Origin of the sequence: Massilia sp. DJPM01 (assembly GCF_030348125.1) — a bacterium.
GTDB classification, from domain to species: domain Bacteria; phylum Pseudomonadota; class Gammaproteobacteria; order Burkholderiales; family Burkholderiaceae_D; genus Telluria_A; species Telluria_A frigida.
Genome location: NZ_JAQOZV010000087.1, coordinates 1 through 19353 on the forward strand (window position 1 = coordinate 1; position 19353 = coordinate 19353).

The 19353-nt window shown below is 64.7% G+C and carries 23 protein-coding genes; 13 read left to right on the forward strand and 10 right to left on the reverse strand.

All coding sequences use genetic code 11. The features are described from left to right. Window positions 1-128 precede the first annotated feature (128 nt). Window positions 129-782 (reverse strand): DUF4124 domain-containing protein, encoded by a 654-nt coding sequence (locus PO883_RS31995; RefSeq protein ID WP_289313378.1) that lies wholly within the window; start codon window positions 780-782, stop codon window positions 129-131. Between the two features lie 255 nt (window positions 783-1037). Between PO883_RS31995 and PO883_RS32000 the strand changes: the two genes are divergently transcribed. The 11 genes from PO883_RS32000 to PO883_RS32050 all read left to right on the forward strand — a co-directional run bounded on the left by PO883_RS32000 (window position 1038) and on the right by PO883_RS32050 (window position 11038). Beyond that, a complete protein-coding gene (locus PO883_RS32000; protein WP_289313379.1) occupies window positions 1038-2525 on the forward strand; it encodes a B12-binding domain-containing radical SAM protein in 1488 nt (495 codons plus the stop codon). 105 nt (window positions 2526-2630) lie between these two features. Further along, entirely contained in the window at window positions 2631-3764 is a 1134-nt protein-coding gene (locus PO883_RS32005) for an ABC transporter permease (protein WP_289313380.1), read from the forward strand. Between the two features lie 41 nt (window positions 3765-3805). Further along, entirely contained in the window at window positions 3806-4621 is an 816-nt protein-coding gene (locus tag PO883_RS32010; protein WP_229423808.1) for an ABC transporter ATP-binding protein, read from the forward strand. A gap of 3 nt (window positions 4622-4624) precedes the next feature. Then, the gene (locus tag PO883_RS32015) at window positions 4625-5584 is read left to right on the forward strand and encodes an MlaD family protein (protein WP_289313381.1); all 960 of its coding nucleotides are present in this window, start codon (window positions 4625-4627) and stop codon (window positions 5582-5584) included. Between the two features lie 8 nt (window positions 5585-5592). Beyond that, window positions 5593-6240 (forward strand): ABC-type transport auxiliary lipoprotein family protein, encoded by a 648-nt coding sequence (locus PO883_RS32020; RefSeq protein ID WP_289313382.1) that lies wholly within the window; start codon window positions 5593-5595, stop codon window positions 6238-6240. Further along, the gene (locus PO883_RS32025) at window positions 6237-7415 is read left to right on the forward strand and encodes a VanZ family protein (protein WP_289313383.1); all 1179 of its coding nucleotides are present in this window, start codon (window positions 6237-6239) and stop codon (window positions 7413-7415) included. The genes PO883_RS32020 and PO883_RS32025 overlap by 4 nt, the downstream gene beginning before the upstream one ends. A gap of 67 nt (window positions 7416-7482) precedes the next feature. Next, window positions 7483-7800: a ferredoxin gene (locus PO883_RS32030; RefSeq protein WP_167092319.1), complete on the forward strand. Its 318-nt coding sequence runs from the start codon at window positions 7483-7485 to the stop codon at window positions 7798-7800. Between the two features lie 36 nt (window positions 7801-7836). Then, window positions 7837-8487 carry an alpha/beta hydrolase gene (locus PO883_RS32035; RefSeq protein ID WP_167092458.1) on the forward strand — a complete coding sequence of 217 codons (651 nt, stop codon included), beginning with the start codon at window positions 7837-7839 and terminating at the stop codon, window positions 8485-8487. A gap of 44 nt (window positions 8488-8531) precedes the next feature. Beyond that, window positions 8532-9677 (forward strand): D-alanyl-D-alanine carboxypeptidase family protein, encoded by a 1146-nt coding sequence (locus PO883_RS32040; RefSeq protein ID WP_289313384.1) that lies wholly within the window; start codon window positions 8532-8534, stop codon window positions 9675-9677. A 113-nt stretch (window positions 9678-9790) separates the two neighbouring features. After that, window positions 9791-10717 carry an aldo/keto reductase family oxidoreductase gene (locus PO883_RS32045; RefSeq protein WP_289313385.1) on the forward strand — a complete coding sequence of 309 codons (927 nt, stop codon included), beginning with the start codon at window positions 9791-9793 and terminating at the stop codon, window positions 10715-10717. 21 nt (window positions 10718-10738) lie between these two features. Beyond that, window positions 10739-11038: a metal-sensitive transcriptional regulator gene (locus PO883_RS32050; protein ID WP_289313386.1), complete on the forward strand. Its 300-nt coding sequence runs from the start codon at window positions 10739-10741 to the stop codon at window positions 11036-11038. A gap of 7 nt (window positions 11039-11045) precedes the next feature. Here the strand turns inward: PO883_RS32050 and pssA are convergent, their stop codons facing one another. Further along, window positions 11046-11825 (reverse strand): CDP-diacylglycerol--serine O-phosphatidyltransferase, encoded by a 780-nt coding sequence (gene pssA / locus PO883_RS32055; protein ID WP_229423807.1) that lies wholly within the window; start codon window positions 11823-11825, stop codon window positions 11046-11048. A 150-nt stretch (window positions 11826-11975) separates the two neighbouring features. Between pssA and PO883_RS32060 the strand changes: the two genes are divergently transcribed. Then, window positions 11976-12923: a CAP domain-containing protein gene (locus PO883_RS32060; RefSeq protein WP_289313387.1), complete on the forward strand. Its 948-nt coding sequence runs from the start codon at window positions 11976-11978 to the stop codon at window positions 12921-12923. A gap of 75 nt (window positions 12924-12998) precedes the next feature. Further along, window positions 12999-13631 (forward strand): Hpt domain-containing protein, encoded by a 633-nt coding sequence (locus tag PO883_RS32065; protein WP_289313388.1) that lies wholly within the window; start codon window positions 12999-13001, stop codon window positions 13629-13631. Window positions 13632-13660: 29 nt separating this feature from the next. Here PO883_RS32065 and PO883_RS32070 read toward each other — a convergent pair whose 3' ends face one another. The 8 genes from PO883_RS32070 to PO883_RS32105 form a co-directional block, all read right to left on the reverse strand. Next, entirely contained in the window at window positions 13661-13846 is a 186-nt protein-coding gene (locus PO883_RS32070; RefSeq protein ID WP_289313389.1) for a hypothetical protein, read from the reverse strand. A 314-nt stretch (window positions 13847-14160) separates the two neighbouring features. Further along, a complete protein-coding gene (locus PO883_RS32075; RefSeq protein ID WP_289313390.1) occupies window positions 14161-14715 on the reverse strand; it encodes a DUF1439 domain-containing protein in 555 nt (184 codons plus the stop codon). A 227-nt stretch (window positions 14716-14942) separates the two neighbouring features. Further along, complete coding sequence (locus tag PO883_RS32080) at window positions 14943-16253, reverse strand: RNA polymerase sigma factor (protein ID WP_289313391.1); 1311 nt, start codon at window positions 16251-16253, stop codon at window positions 14943-14945. Window positions 16254-16256: 3 nt separating this feature from the next. Beyond that, window positions 16257-17114, reverse strand: coding sequence for a YciI family protein (locus PO883_RS32085; RefSeq protein WP_289313392.1), 858 nt, complete (start codon window positions 17112-17114; stop codon window positions 16257-16259). A gap of 81 nt (window positions 17115-17195) precedes the next feature. Beyond that, complete coding sequence (locus PO883_RS32090) at window positions 17196-17609, reverse strand: YciI family protein (RefSeq protein WP_167092348.1); 414 nt, start codon at window positions 17607-17609, stop codon at window positions 17196-17198. A 13-nt stretch (window positions 17610-17622) separates the two neighbouring features. Then, the gene (locus tag PO883_RS32095) at window positions 17623-18102 is read right to left on the reverse strand and encodes a VOC family protein (RefSeq protein WP_289313393.1); all 480 of its coding nucleotides are present in this window, start codon (window positions 18100-18102) and stop codon (window positions 17623-17625) included. Between the two features lie 25 nt (window positions 18103-18127). Continuing rightward, window positions 18128-18592, reverse strand: a complete 465-nt coding sequence (locus tag PO883_RS32100) for a GyrI-like domain-containing protein (RefSeq protein ID WP_289313394.1) — start codon at window positions 18590-18592, stop codon at window positions 18128-18130. Window positions 18593-18677: 85 nt separating this feature from the next. Next, window positions 18678-19352, reverse strand: a complete 675-nt coding sequence (locus tag PO883_RS32105; protein WP_373890126.1) for an EAL domain-containing protein — start codon at window positions 19350-19352, stop codon at window positions 18678-18680. Window position 19353: the final 1 nt, after the last annotated feature.

Consider the following 19353-nt stretch of genomic DNA (forward strand, 5'->3'; position numbering starts at 1 on the left):
TCTTTTTGTTACTTCGCTTCTTTTGAAACGCCCCTGATCTGTCCTGCAACTACTTGATTTCGCTACTGAATCAGCGGGGAGGCGAACTATAGCAAAAGGGCCGTATTTCCACAAGCCGCCTTCGCCGATTATTTCGGTTTGTAGGTGATCAGCGGCAGGGCCACGTCCGCGTTATTGGCCACATCATTGCTTCCACCGGACATGTCGACAGTTGCCTTGTCGCACCAGTTGGCCTGGCCCGACGCACTCTGCGCCAGCACCTCGGCCATGGCCTCATGAATCTTTGCCGCCACCTCGCCCTGCAAAGCAGTGCGCTTGACCGGCGACATATCCGCCATTGCGCGCCGTTGCTTCTCGATAAAGCTGGCGTTGCGCTGCTTCCAACCGTTGGCGGCCGTCACGAATTTTTTGCTGTGGGGCGCCACGTTGGCACAGACCGGCTCGAACTTGGCGGCCACTTCGGACATCAAGGCCACCACCAGCACCGCATGCTTGAGCTCGGGCGACGGCACGCCGGCCGCCGATATGCCACCGCCGGGAGCGTCGGCGCCGCCTGACTTGGGAGCTGGCGCGATCTTGGGCTGGGCCGGCACGGGCCCCTCCACCGCGCGCAGCACGGAGCCCTTCATCACGCTGACCTTGAGCTTGTCGCCATTTTGCGGACGGTCGGAGAACGTGACCTTCCCATCCGGACCGACGGTCTTGTACATTTGCGCGGACGCGGGCGCGGCGCAGCAAATAAGGGCAGCAGCGATGACAAAAATGGGCTGTAATTTATTCATGTGACAAAAATTGGCGCAACACTCCACGCGATGGCGATCGATTCATATACTAACGTAGCATTGGGGCGAAATGCGTAAACACATTTCCTGTACGCACGTTTTTGAGCCAGAACACAACAGCCTGGCTTCTCAGCTTTAGTCTGCTGCAAGATTTATGCCTGCGATTGTTATGCGGTAGCAACATCAGGCCAGCATGTGCCGATCACCCGCCCCGCGCGCAGGTAGAATGTCAGCTTTCGCCCATACCGCCCTGCCATGACCATCCTGCTCTCGACCCTGAACGCCCGCTACGCCCACGCATCGCTGGGGCTGCGCTATCTGCTGGCAAACATGGGCCCCCTGCGGGAGCGGGCCAGCCTGCACGAATTCGTGATCGGTGCGAAAACCACCGAAATCGTCGAACGCCTGCTGGCGCAAGCGCCGCGCATCATCGGTTTCGGTATCTATATATGGAACGTCGAAGAAACCACCAAGGTCGTCGCCATGCTCAAGCGCGTCGCGCCCCAGGTGGTGATCGTGCTGGGCGGGCCGGAAGTGTCGCACGAGCCGGGCGAGCAAGCCATCGTGCAGATGGCGGACTACCTGGTTACCGGCTGGGGCGACGTGACCTTCCCCAAGCTGTGCGGCGAGATCCTGCACGGCCCCAAGCCGCTGATGAAGATCCACGCCGGCGTGCAGCCGCCGATGGCCGACATCGCCATGCCCTACTCCTTATATACAGACAACGACATCGCCAACCGCACCTTATATGTGGAAGCCTCGCGCGGCTGCCCCTTCAAGTGCGAATTCTGCCTGTCCGCGCTCGACAAGACCGCCTGGCCCTTCGGCCTCGATACCTTCCTGGGCGAGCTCGAAACGCTGCACGCGCGCGGCGCGCGCCTGTTCAAGTTCGTCGACCGCACCTTCAACCTGAATATCAAGACCAGCCTGAAGATCATGCAGTTCTTCCTCGACAAAATCGAAGCGAACCCGGACGACCCGGTGTACGCCCACTTCGAGCTGGTGCCCGACCACCTGCCCGATGCGCTGAAAGAAGGCATCCGCAAGTTCCCGCCCGGCGCGCTGCAGTTCGAGATCGGCATCCAGAGCTTCAATCCGGCGGTGCAGGCGCTGGTCAGCCGGCGCCAGGACAACGCCAAGGCCGCCGAGAACATCCGCTGGCTGTGCGAGCAGTCGCACGCCCACCTGCACGTCGACCTGATCGCCGGCCTGCCGGGCGAAGACATGGACAGCTTCGCGCGCGGCTTCGACCAGCTGGTCGCACTCAAGCCGCACGAGATCCAGTTCGGCATCCTCAAGCGCCTGCGCGGCACGCCGATCATCCGCCACACCGAAGAACACGGCCTGGTATTCGATCCCTACCCGCCCTACACCATCCTGGCGACCAGACTGATCGACTTCCAGACCATGCAGCGCCTGGTGCGCTTTGCGCGCTACTGGGACCTGGTGGCCAACTCGGGACGCTTCGCGCACACGCTCACGCACTTGCTGGGCGAGTCGCCCTTTGCCAATTTCATGGCTTTCTCCGACTGGATCTACGCGAAAACCGATGCCACCCACCGCATCGCGCTCGACCGCCTGGCCAAGCTGGTCGCGCAATGGCTGGAAACGCGCGGCATGAGCCGTACCGACGCGGCGGAACTGGTGGGCAGCGATTATGCCGGCCGCATCGACGCGCCGGCCGACAAGACCAAGCCGGTAGCGAGCCTGCCGCAGCGCCAGGCACGCCATCTGGCCGCATAAACCGGCGCCGCGCGCCGGCGCTGCCGGCAAACGTTTCCACGGGCGCCGCCGCCCCGCGCACGAACTCCTGTAGCGGTCACGGCGATTCTCTTTTACACTGGCGCAATGCAGATTGAAAATGCGCCAACTTTAACCCTCGAATCGCCTGATGCAGGCTCGCCCCAATCGGTCGTCGCCAACGGGATCTGGCAGGTCCACGCGCTGGCCCAGTGCGGCGCGATCAAGACCATCAACGCCACCCTGGTCTCGCTCAAGGACAAGCCGGCGCTGGTATGGGACCTGACCCAGATCATCCGCCTCGACCACATCGGCGCCCAGATGTTCTGGAACGCCTGGGGCAAGAAGCGCCCCGCCCAGCTCCAGCTGGCCGAAAAACAGGAAGAACTGTTCAAGCGCATCGAGGAAGCGAGCAAGCTGCAACTGCCGCGCACGCGCCCCAACCGCTTCAACTGGGTCATGACCCTGGGCAGCGGCATGCTCCACTTCTTCGAGCACACGCAAGGCTTCATCCGCCTGATCGGCCAGGTGGTGCAGGATATCGGCCGCTTCATCCGCCATCCGATGACGGGGCCGTGGCGCGAAGTATCGGCCAATATTTTCCATTCCGGCTTCCAGGCGCTCGGCATCACCGCGCTGGTCGGCTTCCTGATCGGGGTCGTGCTGTCCTACCTGTCGGCCCAGCAGCTGCGCATGTTCGGCGGCGATATGTACCTGGTCAATATCCTCGGCATGAGCGTGATCCGCGAACTCGGACCGCTGCTGGCCGCCATCCTGGTCGCGGGCCGTTCCGGTTCCTCCATCACCGCGCAGCTCGGGGTGATGCGGGTCACCGAGGAACTCGACGCCATGCTGGTCATGGGCATCTCGCACGGCTACCGCCTGATCATGCCGAAAGTGGTGGCGCTGGCGATCTCGATGCCGCTGCTGGTGGTGTGGACCGATGCCATGGCCCTGATCGGCGGCATGGTCTCGGCCAAGGTCGAACTGAACCTGTCGGCGCGCTACTTCCTGCAAAAGCTGCCGGACGCGGTGCCGCTGTCGAACTACATCATCGGCCTGCTCAAGGGGACCACCTTCGGCATGCTGATCGCGCTGGTATCCTGCCACTTCGGCCTGCGCATCAAGCCGAACACCGAAAGCCTCGGCCACGGCACCACCACCTCGGTGGTCACCGCGATTACCGTGGTGATCCTGGCCGACGCGGTGTTTGCGATTATTTTCAGCGGAGTCGGTTTCTGATGGATGAACAAAAAGCGGAAGACGCGCGCCAGCACCTGAACATGCGGCCCGAGGAAGATGTCGGCCCGCCGGTGGTCCAGATCACCAAGCTGTGGACCAAATTCGGCCGCACCGTGGTGCACCAGGACCTGAACCTCGACATCTACCAGGGCGAGATCCTGTCGATCGTGGGCGGCTCGGGCACCGGCAAGACCGTCCTGCTGCGCCAGATGCTGGGCCTGGAGACGCCCGCCAAAGGCTGCGTGCGCGTGTTCGGCGAAGACATCAGCGAGGCCGACGCCGACCAGTTGCAGCGCATGCGCAACCACTGGGGCATGCTGTTCCAGCAGGGCGCGCTGTATTCGGCGCTGACCGTGTTCGACAACATCGCCCAGCCGCTGCGCGAGCTGCGCGCCCTGCCCGAAGACGTGATCCAGGACGCGGTGCTGCTGAAAATGAACATGGTGGGGCTGGGCGTCGAACACGCCAAGAAGATGCCGTCCGACCTGTCCGGCGGCATGATCAAGCGCGCCTCGCTGGCGCGCGCGCTGGCGCTCGAACCGCAACTGCTGTTCCTCGACGAGCCCACCGCCGGCCTCGACCCCGACCTGTCGGACGCGTTTGTCGCACTGATTCAATCGCTGCACCGCGAACTGGGCCTGACCGTGGTCATGGTCACGCACGACCTGGACACCCTGTTCGCGCTGTCGACCCGGATCGCGGTGCTGGCCGAAAAACACGTGATCGCGATCGGACCGACGCGCGACGTGCTGAAAGTGGACCATCCCTTCATCAAACAATTCTTCCTGGGTGCGCGCGGCCAGCGCGCCCTCGAAGTGCTCGACGAATACGACGCCGAGCACGCACCGGAGCACTAGCCTATGGAAAACAGATCACACGCCCTGATGACAGGCTTCTTCACGATTGCGCTGCTGGTGGCCACGGTCCTGGCGGGCATCTGGTTCAACCGCGACCGGGTCGAGCGGGTGCCCTACCAGATCGCCACCATCCAGTCGATCCCGGGCCTGAACCCGCAGGCGGCGGTGCGCTACCGCGGGCTGGAAGTGGGCAAGGTCGACGACATCAGCTTCGACGCCAGGATCCCCGGCCAGATCCTGATCCACCTGTCGGTCGATGCGGAAGCGCCGATCACCCGCACCACCTTCGCCACCCTCGGCTACCAGGGCGTGACCGGGATCGCCTTCATCCAGCTCGACGACGAAAAAACCGGCTCGACCCTGATGGCCAGCAGCGAAGAGAAGCTGGCGCGCATCCCGCTGCGTCCGGGCCTGCTCGACCAGCTTGAAAAACGCGGCCTGGTGATCCTCGACAAAGCCGAGGAACTGGCCACCCGCCTGGACGCGCTGGCCGCGCCGGAAAACCAGAAGATCATCCTCGACGCCTTCGCCAACGTCAGCAAGGCGGCGATTGCCTACGGCGAGATCCCGGCCAAGCTGGAACCGACCCTGGCGCGCCTGCCGCAGCTGACCGCGAAGGCGGAACAAAGCTTCGCCGCCTTCGACACCTTCAGCAACAACGCCAGCACCATGACGCGCAGCTACACCAGGCTGGCCGACGACCTGCAAGCGCCGAACGGGGCGATTGCGCGCCTGAACAGCACCGTGGACCGGGTCGGCGGCTCGCTCGAAGCGGTCACCACCGACCTCGAAATGCAAACCCTGCCGCACTTCGTGGCCATGACCGACGAAGCGCGCACCTCGCTGCGGGCCGTGCGGCGCACCATGAATTCGCTCAACGACCGTCCGCAAAGCCTGCTGTTCGGCGCCGCGCCGCCCACTCCGGGCCCGGGTGAACCAGGTTTTACCGCACCGAACAAATGAGGACCACCGTGAACCACACCCCGACTCCGCGCACGCACGTGTCCACCACCGTACGCCGCCTGCTGCTGGCCGCCAGCGCCGGCACCGTCCTGCTGCTGGCCGGCTGCGCCAGCGAAAAGCCGGCCCTGAACACCACCTTCGACTTCGGCCCCGCCGCCAGCAGCGCGCCGGCCGCGCGCGCGCCGATCGCCGCCGTCGTGGTGGGCGAGGTCACCGGTTCGGCGGCGCTCGACAGCGAACGTATGTACTACCGCCTCAATTACAGCGACCCGCTGCAGGCGCGCGCCTACGCCAACAGCCGCTGGAGCGCCACGCCGCTGCAAATGGTCACCCAGCGCCTCAAGTCGCGCATTGCACAATCGGGCGCCAAGGTACTCAGTGTCAGCGACGCCTCCGACGGCGTGCCGATCCTGCGCCTGGAAATCGACGACTTCACCCACAACTTCGACAGCCAGACCCAGAGCCACGGCCAACTGGTGCTGCGCGCCTCGCTGTTCCAGGGACATAAACTGATCGACCAGAAAACCTTCGAGCGCAAGAACGCGGCCACCAGTGCGGACGCCGGCGGCGGCGCGCGCGCGCTGGCCGGCGCCACCGACACGGTCGCCGCCGACGTCATCGCCTGGATCGCCACGCTGCCCCTCAAAAAAGAATGAACGCGCCGCACGCGCCAGGGCCTGCTCCCATCCCCTCGCCGGTAACGGCCGCCGTGCGCGGTTCGCCCGTGGCGCGCGCCTCGCTGCTGGCCTACATGCTGCTGATCGTGTACGCCAGCTGGTTCCCGTTTTCCGGCTGGCGCGGCAGCGGCCTGTCGCCGCTGATTTTCCTGACCCTGTCCATGCCCCAGTACTGGACCGGCTTCGACGTCATGGTCAACATCATCGGCTACATCCCGCTCGGGACCCTGCTGGTGCTGGCCATGTACCCGCGCGTGCGCGGCCTGTGGGCCATCCTCGCCGCCGCCATGCTCGGCATCCTGGTCTCGGGCACCATGGAAGCGGTGCAGACCTACCTGCCCAGCCGCGTGCCATCGAGCCTGGACTTCATCACCAATGCGGCCGGCGCGCTGGCCGGGGCCATCATCGGCGCCCTTGGCGCGCGCTCCTTCCTCGACCAGAGCCGCTTGTACAAGCTGCGCCAGCGCTGGTTCGCGGCGCACGCCAGCCAGGGCCTGGTACTGCTGGCCCTGTGGCCGCTGGCCCAGATCTACCCGCTCGGCTACATGTTCGGCCACGGCCAGCTGCTGCCGATTTTTTCCGAATGGCTGTCGGCCTGGCTCGATACCGACATCGACCTGGTCACCATGCTGCGTCCCGGCGCCGCCATGAGCGTGGAACAATACTGGCTGTCGGAAACCATCATCACCGCCTGCGGCATGACCGGCGCCGTCTTGACCATGCTGTGCCTGCTGCGGCGCGGCGCCCCGCGCCTGCTGCTGATCGGCGCCATGCTGGGCGCGGCGCTGCTGACCAAGACCCTGGCCAGTTCCCTGCTGTTCAAGCCCGACAACGCGCTGGCCTGGATCACCCCGGGCGCCCAGGGCGGCTTCCTGATCGGCCTGATCATGCTGTCCGGCCTGGCCTTCGCGCCCGAAGTTGCGCAACGGCGGCTGGCGGTGGTCACCCTCGTGCTCAGCCTGCTGGTGGTGAACACGATCCCTGTCAATCCTTACTTTAGTGCCACCCTGCAAGGCTGGGTACAAGGCAAGTTCCTGAACTTTAATGGCGCCGCGCAATTCCTTTCCCTGCTATGGCCGTTTTTTGCGATCTGGTTCCTGCTGCTGCCCTCGCATAAACTCAATCGGCGCGAAGAACGCGTATCATTGCGCTAGCGTTGCGCCCATGGTGGCGCATGTGTAAACACCGATCACGCAGTACAGTAAAGAAACGGGAACCCCCATGAGCGATACCCCCTACTTCGAGCAGCACGTCTTCATCTGCATGAATGTGCGCGAGGATGGACGCCAGTGCTGCGGCAAGCTCGGCGCAGAAATCGCGCAGAAGCACGCCAAGCGCCGCATGAAAGAACTGGGCATGAACGGGCACGGCAAGGTGCGCATCAACCAGGCCGGCTGCCTCGACCGCTGCGACGAAGGTCCGGTGCTGGTGGTCTATCCGCAAGGCACCTGGTACACCTATGTCGACACCAGCGACATCGATGAAATCATCGACTCCCATTTGGTTGGCGGCAAGGTCGTCGACCGCCTCAAAATCTGATTACTTGTTTACATGAACACTGCCACGCATAATCTGCTGAACAAACACGCTGAAAAATTCACCCTGGCCGGCGGCGCCGGACCGATGGAATGCCTGCTCGACCTGCCCCCAAGCGCGCCGCGCGGCATCGCCCTGGTCGCCCACCCGCACCCGCTGTACGGCGGCACCATGGACAACAAGGTTGCGCAAACCCTGGCCCGCACGTTTGTTGCGCTCGGCTACGCGGTGGCGCGCTTTAACTTTCGCGGCGTCGGTGCGTCGGCCGGCGTGCACGATGGCGGCGCCGGCGAGACCGACGACATGGCCCTCATGCTGGCCCACATGCAAGCCCAGTATCCGGGGCTGCCGGTGGCGCTGTCGGGCTTCTCGTTCGGCACCTTTGTGCAAGCCCAATTGCAGCAACGCCTGATCGCCGCAGGACAGCCGGCCGAGCGCCTGGTGCTGGTCGGCACCGCCGCCGGCAAATGGCCGATGCCCGAGGTGCCGGCCGACACCATCCTGATCCACGGCGAAGTCGACGACACCATTACATTGACCCAAGTGCTGGACTGGGCGCGGCCGCAAGACATTCCGGTCATCGTCATTCCCGGCGCCGATCATTTCTTCCACCGCAAGCTGGGCCACATCAAAACACTGGTGGTCCAACTGTGGCGGCGTGAGGGCGCAATTCCACTATCGCCACTATAATTGGGCGCCCCTTTTTCGCACCACTTTTTTGAGTACCCATTCCCATGAGAAAACTTATTGCCGCACTGGCTGCCAGTGTCCTGGCGCTATCGTCCGCCGTTGCGCAAACCATGCCCCCGCCGACCATCGCGGCGCGCTCCTGGCTGCTGCTCGACGCCACCAGCGGGCAGATCATCGCCTCGCAGGACCCCAACGCCCGCATCGAACCGGCCTCGCTGACCAAGATCATGACGGCCTACCTGACCTTTGCCGCGCTCAAGGAAAAGAAGCTGGCCCTGAACCAGATGATCAACGTCTCGGTCAAGGCCTGGAAGGTCGACGCCAGCAGCTCCAAGATGTTCATCGACCCGGCCACGCCGGTTTCGGTGGACGACCTGCTGCACGGCCTGATGGTGCAGTCCGGTAACGACGCCGCAGTCGCCCTGGCCGAAGCGGTGGCCGGCGATGAAAGCGCCTTCGTGTTCCTGATGAACCGTGAAGCCCAGCGCATGGGCTTGAAAAACACGCGCTTCGCCAACCCGCACGGCTTGCCGCACCCCGACAACTTTTCGACCGCGTACGACCTGTCGGTCCTGGCCGCGCGCGTGATCGCCGACTATCCCGAGTTCTACAAGATCGACTCGGTCAAAAGCTTCACCTACAACAAGATCACCCAGCCCAACCGCAACCGCCTGCTGTGGCTCGACCCGACGGTGGACGGCATGAAGACCGGACACACCGAAGCGGCCGGTTTCTGCATGATCGCCTCGGCGCGCCGTCCCAACGGCAACAGCCAGCGCCGCCTGATTTCGGTCGTGCTCGGCACCAATTCGGACCAGGCGCGTACGCAGGAAAGCCAGAAGCTGCTCAACTGGGGCTTCCAGAACTTCGACACGGTCAAGCTGTATTCCAAGGGCCAGGCGATCCAGACGCCGGAAGTGTGGAAAGGATCGGCCAACGTGGTCAAGATCGGCTTCAACAACGACGTGCTGGTGACGGTACCGAAAGGTGTCGCGGCCAAGATGAAGCCTGTGCTGGAGCGCAACGACCCGCTGGTCGCCCCGCTGCCGCTCAACAGCAAAGTCGGCACCCTGAAGATGATGGTCGATGGCAAGTCGATCATGGAACTGCCGGTGGTCGCGCTCGAAGAAGTGCCGCAAGCATCCATTTTCGGCCGCGCCTGGGACTCGATGCGCCTCTGGCTCAAGTAAGCCGCAAGGTTTCCCAACCGGGGTCTGAGCTCGGTTGGGAAATTTCAGGGCCTTATTGCTTAACCGGGGTCTGACCCCGGTTGGGAAACACTGTAAGAAAAAGAAAGAAGCCGATGACCGCAGTCCTGCCCGCCGACCTGTTTTGCCCGCGCGTCCGTACCCGTGCCCATGGCCCCGACCTGTCGCGCATCGTGGCCGGGATGTGGCGCATGGGCGAGTGGGGCATGTCGGCCGGGCAGCGCGTCGCGTTCATCGAGCAGTGCATCGCGCTCGGCGTGACCAGCTTCGACCATGCCGATATCTACGGCAACTATGGCGTCGAAGGCCTGTTCGGTGAAGCCCTGCGCCTGCAGCCTTCGCTGCGCGACCGTATCGAGCTGATCAGCAAATGCGGCATCAAGCTGGTCTCGCCGCAACGCCCGCAACATGCCATCCAGCATTACGACACCAGCGCCGCCCATATCGTCGCCTCGGTCGAGGAATCGCTGCGCCAGCTGCACACCGACCGCCTCGACCTGCTGCTGATCCACCGTCCCGATCCGCTCATGGAGTTCGATGAGATCGCGAGCGCCTTCGCGGGCCTGCGCCAGGCCGGCAAGGTGCTGCATTTCGGCGTGTCGAATTTTTCGCGCCACCAGTTCGAGTCGCTCAACCGCCGCATCGAACTGGCCACCAACCAGGTCGAGTTCTCGCCCCTGCACACCACGCCGATGTTCGACCAGACCTTCGACGGCTTGCAAGACCTGGGCGTGGCGCCGATGATCTGGTCGCCGCTGGCCGGCGGACGCCTGTTCGCCAGCAGCGACGACAATGCCGATCACTTGCGCCTGGTGATCAAGGGCATCGCCGATGCGCTGAACCAGCCATTCGCCAGCGTGGTGTTTGCGTGGATCATGCAGTTGCCATGCCGCCCAGTGCCGCTGACCGGCACCGGCCGCATCGAGGCGATCGCGGTGGCCGTGGCCGGCACCCGCTTCATCCTCAGCCGCAGCGACTGGTTCACCATCCTGCGCGCCGCGCGCGGCCACGAAGTAGCTTAGCCAGTGCCGGGAGCAGCGGGTATGTCGGACATGGTCGAGAGCACGGCCCTCAGCGCCTTGCAAAAGAAGGACTTGCTGCACCGCCTGGCGCGCATCGAAGGCCAGTTGCGCGGGGTGCAGAAGCTGATCGCGCAAGCGGCCACGCCGTCCGATTGCGATGCCGTGGCCCAGCAGATGGCGGCGGCGCGCAAGGCGCTCGACCGCTCGTTCGTGCAACTTCTCACCAGCACCATGCAAACCCAGTGCGCCAACGCGCGCGACCTGGCCGAAGCGCAAGCCAGCGCCAGCAAGCTGGCGGCGATGCTCGACAAGTTCGCCTGAAGCCTTGCTAGTCTTCGTACACGGCCGGGGCCGGCACACCGCGCCAGCCGAGTTGCCATGCGATATTGAGCAGCAGGGTAAAGCCGATGTACAACACGAAAAACAGCACGAAGAAGCGCGTCTGCAGCCAGGCGAGCAAGGCCACGCCGACACCGATGACGGCGAACAGCAGCATGCTTTTCGGCTGCTTGGAGCTGGGGAAACGCACCGTCGACACCATCAGCGTGCCGACCCCGACCATCAGCAGCATCACCAGATAAGCTTGCATGGTGGTGGTCAGCGGCGCCGGCCAGGCCACCACGACCGCGGCCACGCAAGCGGCGCCGGCCGTGATCGGCATGCCGACGAAGTAGCGCGGATCGGTCCGTCCGACATTGACGTTAAAGCGCGCCAGCCGCAGCGCGCCGCAGGCGACGAACACGAAACAGGCCAGGCCGCCGGCGCGCAGCAGGGTCGGATGGTCGGCGCCCAGTTGCACGAAACCGTAGCAATACAGCAGCATGGCCGGGGCGCAGCCGAAATTCATGACGTCGGCGATCGAGTCGAGCTGCATGCCGAATTCGGACGAGGTATTGGTGGCACGCGCGACAAAACCATCGAGCGCGTCGAACACGCCGGCCAGCACCAGCAGGATGGCGGACATGCGGTAGTCGGCGGCCAGGCCGATGTGGGCATTGTCGACCGACATGACGATGCTGCCGAAGCCGCACGCAATCGATAGCAGCGTGACAAAGCTCGGCAGGGCAAACTTGGCGCGCGCGAGGCGCTGCTGGCGTGTGGGTTTCAAGTGGTTTCGCAATCGCATCGAGGATAGTGTTGGTATTTTACAGCGTCAACCTGCATGCGCCAGATCAAACGGCGGCAAACAAATCTCACCGATTTCTGAATTCCCCTAGAATCGATTCTCAGGAGATTTTTCCAGCCGGGGGAGAGCAGCATGAACAGATTGCATCGCTGGAGCACGCTGGCCGCCGGCCTGTCATGCGCGCTGGCCATGTCCGCCTGCGGCGGCGCCGCCGACCATCCCCCGGCGGCCCAGACCAACGCCTCGGCCGCGCTGGCCCAGGTGGCAGGCGCCCCCGTCGCCACCAATATGACCGCGATCGATGGCTTGAACTGGATTAACTTCCGGCGCACGCAGATCGGCATGCCCGTGCTGACCCGCAACGCGAATCTGGAGCGCGCCGCCCAGGGCCACTCCGACTATCAGAAGAGCAATAACAAGGTGACGCACGACCAGACCGCTGGCGCCCCCGCCTTTACTGGCGCGCAACTGCTCGACCGCCTCACCGGCGCCGGCTATGTGTTCTTCCCCAGCGAGACAGCCTATGGCGAAGTGATCTCGGCCACGTCGAACGCGTCCGGCTTTTACATGGCAGAAGAATTGATCACGGCCATCTACCACCGCTTCGTGATGTTCGAGCCCAAGTTCAAGGAAATCGGCACCGGCTCGGCCACCACCGCCGCCGGCTACACCTATTTCACCAGTAACTTTGCGGCCAACAATGGCTTCGGTCCCGGCATGGGGCGCGGCAATATTGCTACCTGGCCGACCGATGGCCAGGCTGGCGTCGCGCCTAACTTTTTCAGCAACTACGAAGAACCGGACCCGGTCGAAAACCTCAATGAAGTCGGCTACCCGATCAGCGTGCACGCCGATCTCGACGCCACGCTGACGGTGGATAGCTTCACCGTGCGCCCGCGCGGCGGCGCGCTGCTCAACGTCAAGCTGCTCCAGCTCGGCACGGACAGCCACACGCCCAAGTCGGCCGCCGCGATCATTCCGCTGACCGTGCTGGCGCCCAGGACGATCTATGACGTCAGCTTTTCCGGCAGCATCGACAGCCTGCCCATCACGAAAACCTGGTCTTTTACGAGTAAATAAGCCGGTCCGACTGGGGTTTGCCGAAACAATTCTGCTATCGTGTGATGCATTAGATAATGAACACACGCCCATGTCATGCTATCGAAAGAGAAGCCGCCCGCCCTCGTCGAACTACGCCCCGACGCCGCCACACGCGCGGTGATCGATATGGCCGACGGCATCGACCGCATCATGGGAAACCGCGATTTGTATGCGCGCATGCTCTTGCGCTTTCGCAGCGATTACGCGCATGGGGCGGTACCGATCGGCGCAGCGCTCGCGGCGGGCGATGCGATTCTGGCGCACCGCCTGGCGCATACCCTGAAAGGCGCAGCCGGCATGATCGGAGCGCACCGCCTGCACCAGCAGGCCTGCACCCTGGAACTGGCGATCCGCACCGATCCGCCGGCGCAGCAGGCGGCACTGAACGCGCTCATGGGCTCCTTCGACAAGGTCTTGCACCTGCTCGACCAGGTGGTGGCCGGCAGCGCGCCCGGCGGCTTCGCGCTGGAAATGCCGCAGCGTCCGCTGATGCAAGACCCGGTGCTGCTGGCGCGGCTGGTGGAATTGCTGATCGACGCCGATGGCGCGGCGGTCGACCTGCTGGGCGAGTCGGGCGCGAGCCTGCGCGTGATCCTGGGCGACGCCAGGCTGGCGCGGGTAACCAAGGCGGTGAATGACTTCGATTTCGAGGGCGCCCTGCGCGCGCTAAGGCAAACCGCGCTGTGATGGACGGCGGGCGGCGTGGCGCAGCCGCGTCAGCGGGTGTATTCGGCTTCTTCGTCGAACGAATCGGCGCAAGCCTTGCCGCAAAAGCGCTTGACGCTATCGAGCGGCTTTTCACAGTACCAGCACGAGCCCTTGGGCGGCAAGGCCTGGCGCGGCCGCACGGGCGCCGGCGCTGCGTCGGACGAGGCGTCCAGCCCCGCCTCCTTTTCCGGCAAACTTTCCTCTATCGTTCCCACGAGTCCCCCCCAAAACGGCAGCACAGCGAATTCTCAGAGCAAGATTACTTTAGCGGAATACTTTGGACATGAGAATTCGCAAGTCCTGCGGCATTCGATGAAACGGTCACGATCCATCCCAAGTTTGCACGCAATATGCGGCAGCCGCAATCAAGGGAAAACACGCGTTCGTTGCGACACAACAACCACGGAGATACCCGACAGTGGGTAGATTCGCAGCGTTAAATCATAGCAGGATTGAAAATGCGCGGCGGCCGGGGGCGACCAGGAAGGCGGCGACAATACCGGCGGCCTTACTTCGCCGGTTCGACCGTGACGATCAGGGAAGAGGCGCTCGTCTGTATGCGCGTCGGCACGAATTGCACGCCGGCATAGCGCAAATCTTCCGGACGGAAGTGATAGACCGCCACATCGGCGACGACTTTTTTCATCAGCACATTGGCCGCCGCGGCCAGGCTGCGCTGCTGTGCGTCGTCAATGCCATCGATGGCGAAGCGATCCACGCGCGGCTCGGCCATCAGCACGGCGTTGCGGGCCGCATCGATATACGGGCGGCCGGACATGGCCAGGCTGCCGCGCCAGGATTGGCGCGTGAAAGGCGAGCCCACCGCCGCCTCCAGGGAAACGCCGACGCGGCCGCTGGAGGCGGCGAGCGACAGTTGCGGGCGCTTGAGTTCGATATCGAAGATTTCCACTACCCGGTTGCTGATGGGGAAGCGCCGGTCCATGCCTGCCTGCAGCTTGGTCAAGGGGAGTTCGATCTGGCGCGGGCCGATCACGCTGGCGCACGAGACCAGCAGGCTGCCGGCCAGCGCCAGCAGCGTGCATGTGCGGAGGAGCTTTTTCATGAGACGAAGGCTAGCATGATTCGATGGGCGCGGTGGCTGGCGTGATGCCACGCCGGGCTTTACGCCAGCGCCTCTACGCCGGATTTGGAACCGGTTTTCGGACTGAATGCCTTTGCCTCAGCCGTTTTTGCCACCACCCTCGATACCGTCATTCCTGGCACTGCAAGAAATGACGGTGTTGAAGGTGGGAGCCACTAACCGCCGCCAGCGGCACGTAGCGCATCCACCTATCCGCCATCCCCGGCGCAACCTTGCGCGCGCGCCAGCAGCAGCGCCCGTTCGCGCAGATTATTGGTCAACTCCGCCGCCTGCTCGAACTCGGTACGCGCCTCGTCCATGCGCCCCAGGCGCGCCAGCAAATCGCCGCGCACGCTGGGCAGCAGGTGGTAGTTGCGCAGCGCATCGCTGGCGATCAGCGCGTCGACCAGTTCCAGCCCGGCCGCCGGCCCGTAGGCCATCCCCAGCACCACCGCGCGGTTCAGCTCCACCACGGGCGACGGCATCAGCTGCGCCAGCGCATCGTACAGCGCGGCGATGCGCAGCCAGTCGGTCTGCTCCGCGGTCAGCGCGCGCGCGTGGCAGGCGGCAATCGCGGCCTGCAGCGCGTACGGGCCGTAACCCTCGCCCAGCTGCCCGGCCCGCTCCAGCGCCGCCAGTCCGCGCCGGATCAGCAACTGGTCCCAGCGGCTGCGGTCCTGGTCGAGCAGCAGCACCGGCTCGCCTTGCGGCCCCAGCCGGGCGCGCGCACGCGAGGACTGGATTTCCATCAGCGCCACCAAACCATGCACTTCGGATTCGTGCGGCAACAGGCCGGCCAGGATGCGGCCGAGCCGCAGGGCTTCGTCGCACAGCTTGGGACGCATCCAGTCGCCGCCGGCGCTGGCGGAATAGCCTTCGTTGTAGATCAGGTAGATCACTTGCAGCACCGACGCCAGGCGCGCCACCAGTTGCTCGGTGCGCGGTACCTCGAACGGGACCTTGGCTTCGGCCAGGGTGCGCTTGGCGCGCACGATGCGCTGCGCCACGGTCGCCTCGGAGACGAGGAACGCATGGGCGATTTCATCAGTCGTCAGCCCGCCCAGCAGGCGCAGGGTGAGCGCCACGCGCGCCTCGGTCGACAATACCGGATGGCAGGCGATGAACATCAGGCGCAGCAGATCGTCGCCGATGTCGTCTTCCAAGGTAGCGTCGAGGTCGGGCGCGGCGTCCTGCAATAAGGTTTCGATTTCGTAGGTGAGCTCGGACTCCTTGTTACGCTGCAAGGTCGCATGGCGCAGGTGGTCGAGCGCGCGGTTCTTGGCCACCGTCATCAGCCAGGCGGCCGGATTGTCGGGAATGCCGGCCTCGGGCCAGCGTTCGAGCGCACTGACCAGGGCATCCTGCGCCAGTTCCTCAGCCAGGCCGACGTTGCGCAGCATGCGCGCCAGCGCCCCGATGATGCGGGCCGACTCGATGCGCCAGACGCCTTCGACGACGCGCGCGGCCGCCTGTGTGGCCCCAGCCGCTTCGTTTGTCTCCTGCGCCTGCGTTGCCGGCATGGTCTAGCGCAGGACCGGCGCGCCGCCCGCCAGCTGCGCGCGCATGCCGGCATCGAGCTGGCTGGCGCGCATGTGCTGCTCGGCGGCGCGCAACTCGGGGGTAAAGGCGCCGGCGGCGTCGCTCAGCTCGGCCAGTTGGCGAATTTCCACCTCGACCGGCGGGCCGACCGGATACGGATTGCGCGTAGCCCAGGCAATGGCATCCGGCAGCGAGGGAGCGCGAATCAGCCAGTAGCCGGCGATCATTTCCTTGATTTCGGTGAAGGGGCCATCGACCACGGTCAGCTTGCCGGACGCCATTCTTACCCGCACGCCCAAGGCGCTCGAGCGCAAGCCGTCTGCCCCGAGCAGCACGCCGGCACGCGCCTCGGCCGCATTGTGGGCATCGAGGGCGTCAAGCCGGGCGCGCGCGACCGGGGTTTCGTTTTCCAGATCGATGCTGGAACGCAGCAGGATGGCATAGCGCTGGCCGGGCGCATCGGGCTGGCCGGCAGCGTGGACGTCGGCGCAGCCACCGGGGCAGCCGCTCAGGCGCACCTCGACCTCGGCGCCGCCGGCCTCGCCGGACGGCCAGCGCGCAGCCCATTCCAGCGCCTCTTCTTTCGATGCGACATCGATCACGGCGAAGCCGGCGAGCACTGCCCGTGCCTCGGGAAACGGGCCATCGGCCCGGGTGACGCCGCCGCTGGCGATGCTCAGGCGTACCCCGCTGGCGCTGGGAAGCAGGTGCTCGCAGGCGCGCAGGATGCCGGCGTCGGCCATGGCGCCGGTGTAGCTTGCGAAGGCCGCGCGGCCGGCCGGCGACTGGGGCAGGCCGGCTTCGTGAGCCGGGTCGGATCGCCGCAAGAGCATGTAGCGCATGGTGTTCTCCAGGAAGGCAAGTGAACGGACAGTGGCTGCCAACTGCCGTCCCCGCGCCTGATGGGCGGGGACGGCATGGGTCTACAGTTGCGCGCGCAAGCGTTCTTCTTGCTCGCGCAGCTCCGGCGTGAATTCGGCGCCGAAATCTTCCGCCTCAAACACTTGCCGGATCTCGATCTCGGAATCGCTTTCCATCGGATTCGGACAGCGTTTGACCCACTCGATCGCTTCTTCCTTCGACTTTACCTGAATCAGCCAGAAGCCCGCAACCAGCTCTTTGGTTTCGGCAAACGGGCCGTCGACCACGGTGCGCTTGTTGCCGGAAAACTGGACGCGCGCGCCACGCGAGCTCGGATGCAAGCCTTCGCCGGCGAGCATCACGCCGGCCTTGACCAGTTCTTCGTTGTATTTGCCCATCTCTGTCAGCAGCTTTTCGCTGGGCATTTTTCCAGCTTCGGACTCGGAGCTGGCCTTCACGAGGATCATGAATCTCATGGTGGGTCTCCTGTCACGCGCCGGGTTCGCCGCAGGCCTTGGCCGCGCCTTCCTGCATTTCTTCGGGGCTCATGTCGCGCACGTGATGGGCGATCGACCAGCTGTGGCCATACGGGTCCTTGACCACGCCATAACGGTCGCCCCAGAACATGTCGGACGGCGGCATGACGGCGGTGGCACCGGCGTCGACGGCGCGCTGGAATGCCGCGTCGGCATCCTGCACGTACAGGTGCAGGGTGACGGGCGAACCTTTCAGGGTCAGGGGGCCGATGGAACCCCACTCCGGCGTTTCCTCGGCCAGCATGATGGTGGAATCGCCGATGCGGATCATTCCGTGGATCAACTTGCCATTGGGCGCCAGCATTTTGCCGGCATCGGTGGCGCCGAAGGCCTTGACGTAAAAATCGATGGCGGACACGGCGTCGGCGCACACGATGTGCGGGGTAACGGTATGCATGTCCTGGGGGATGCGTTGGACGGCTTGCGTGCTCATGAAGAATCTCCTTTGCGTGTCTAGGTTAGTCAGTCAATGCTTGATTAAGTTCCGTGCGCCAGGTGGATGGATCGGGATCGAGATCCGGACCGCTGACGTACACTTCCCGCAGCCCAGGCGCTTTGCTCAGGCCCTGCGCCTCGATCCAGGCCATCAGCTGGCCCCAGGCGCCGGGCAGGGCGTCGTAGGGACCATGCAAAACGGCGCGCGCCACCCGCGCCGCCGGCAGTACGCCGGGCTGTACCCGCCCGGCTGGCGCGACCGGTGCGGACACCGGGACGCCGATTTCAAAGTCGAAACGGTCGGGCTGCATGCGGAAGTGGTGCGAATAGCAGCGTCCGGCCGGGCCGACACGCTGGGCCGCGGTGGTGGCCAGCAATTCGGCCATGCCGGGGCCCATTGCGTGGACCATCCCGGCGCGTGGAATGTCGAAGCGGATGACGGCCGCCCGTACCGGGTCGGTGCGGGTGATATACGGCGTGTCGAGCATAGCGTTTCTCCTTGAAGAGTGGGTTGCTGCTACGACGACGTTGCAGCCGTCGCGCAATCGACAGCGTTGAACATTATTTTTTAGTCTATTTCCACGAGGCCGGATCGACCACCCCGATCGCGCGGAAGGCGGGCTTGCAAAACAGGTAGCCTTGCATCAGGTCGACGCCGGCATCGCGCAGGAAATCGCGCTCGCCCGGCGTTTCGATGCCTTCGGCCAGCACCGCGATCTCCAGGCTGGCGCACATGGCGACGATGGCGGACACGATGGCTTGCCTGGCCGGGCTGGTATCGATGCCACGCACCAGTTGCAAGTCGATCTTGATGATGTCTGGCTGGAATTCGGACAGCAGGTTCAAGCCGGCATAGCCGGCCCCGAAATCGTCGATGGCGGTGCGGAAACCGAAGCGGCGGTATTCCTCGAAGATATTGACGAGGTGCGGCCGGTCCATCACCTGTTCGCTTTCGGTGACCTCGAAGATAATCCGCTCGATGGGAAAACCATAGTCGCGCGCCGCAGCGAAGGTGCTGCGGATGCAGGCTTCGGGCCGGAACACGGCATTCGGCAGGAAGTTAATCGACAGCAGCTCGGCGATGCCCAGCCCGGCCGCGCCGCGAATCGCCCGCACCCGGCACGCCTGGTCGAACATGTAGCGGTTGGCGTCGTTGACCCTGGACAGCACCGAATACGCCGATTCGCCGTTCGGCCCGCGCACCAGCGCCTCGTGCGCGTAAATGGCGCGCTGGCGCAGGTGAATGATC

Bases quoted from the DNA above. Each gene is read 5' to 3' on its own strand.
- PO883_RS32060 (WP_289313387.1), top strand. From the start codon at position 11,976: ATGAACAGATTGCATCGCTGGAGCACGCTGGCCGCCGGCCTGTCATGC.
- PO883_RS32095 (WP_289313393.1), bottom strand. From the start codon at position 18,102: ATGAGCACGCAAGCCGTCCAACGCATCCCCCAGGACATGCATACCGTT.
- PO883_RS32005 (WP_289313380.1), top strand. From the start codon at position 2,631: ATGCAGATTGAAAATGCGCCAACTTTAACCCTCGAATCGCCTGATGCA.
- PO883_RS32030 (WP_167092319.1), top strand. From the start codon at position 7,483: ATGAGCGATACCCCCTACTTCGAGCAGCACGTCTTCATCTGCATGAAT.
- PO883_RS32010 (WP_229423808.1), top strand. From the start codon at position 3,806: ATGCGGCCCGAGGAAGATGTCGGCCCGCCGGTGGTCCAGATCACCAAG.
- PO883_RS32050 (WP_289313386.1), top strand. From the start codon at position 10,739: ATGTCGGACATGGTCGAGAGCACGGCCCTCAGCGCCTTGCAAAAGAAG.
- PO883_RS32085 (WP_289313392.1), bottom strand. From the start codon at position 17,114: ATGCGCTACATGCTCTTGCGGCGATCCGACCCGGCTCACGAAGCCGGC.
- PO883_RS32040 (WP_289313384.1), top strand. From the start codon at position 8,532: ATGAGAAAACTTATTGCCGCACTGGCTGCCAGTGTCCTGGCGCTATCG.
- PO883_RS32015 (WP_289313381.1), top strand. From the start codon at position 4,625: ATGGAAAACAGATCACACGCCCTGATGACAGGCTTCTTCACGATTGCG.
- PO883_RS32100 (WP_289313394.1), bottom strand. From the start codon at position 18,592: ATGCTCGACACGCCGTATATCACCCGCACCGACCCGGTACGGGCGGCC.
- PO883_RS32075 (WP_289313390.1), bottom strand. From the start codon at position 14,715: ATGAAAAAGCTCCTCCGCACATGCACGCTGCTGGCGCTGGCCGGCAGC.
- PO883_RS32025 (WP_289313383.1), top strand. From the start codon at position 6,237: ATGAACGCGCCGCACGCGCCAGGGCCTGCTCCCATCCCCTCGCCGGTA.
- PO883_RS32065 (WP_289313388.1), top strand. From the start codon at position 12,999: ATGCTATCGAAAGAGAAGCCGCCCGCCCTCGTCGAACTACGCCCCGAC.
- PO883_RS32080 (WP_289313391.1), bottom strand. From the start codon at position 16,253: ATGCCGGCAACGCAGGCGCAGGAGACAAACGAAGCGGCTGGGGCCACA.
- PO883_RS31995 (WP_289313378.1), bottom strand. From the start codon at position 782: ATGAATAAATTACAGCCCATTTTTGTCATCGCTGCTGCCCTTATTTGC.
- PO883_RS32000 (WP_289313379.1), top strand. From the start codon at position 1,038: ATGACCATCCTGCTCTCGACCCTGAACGCCCGCTACGCCCACGCATCG.
- PO883_RS32090 (WP_167092348.1), bottom strand. From the start codon at position 17,609: ATGAGATTCATGATCCTCGTGAAGGCCAGCTCCGAGTCCGAAGCTGGA.
- PO883_RS32045 (WP_289313385.1), top strand. From the start codon at position 9,791: ATGACCGCAGTCCTGCCCGCCGACCTGTTTTGCCCGCGCGTCCGTACC.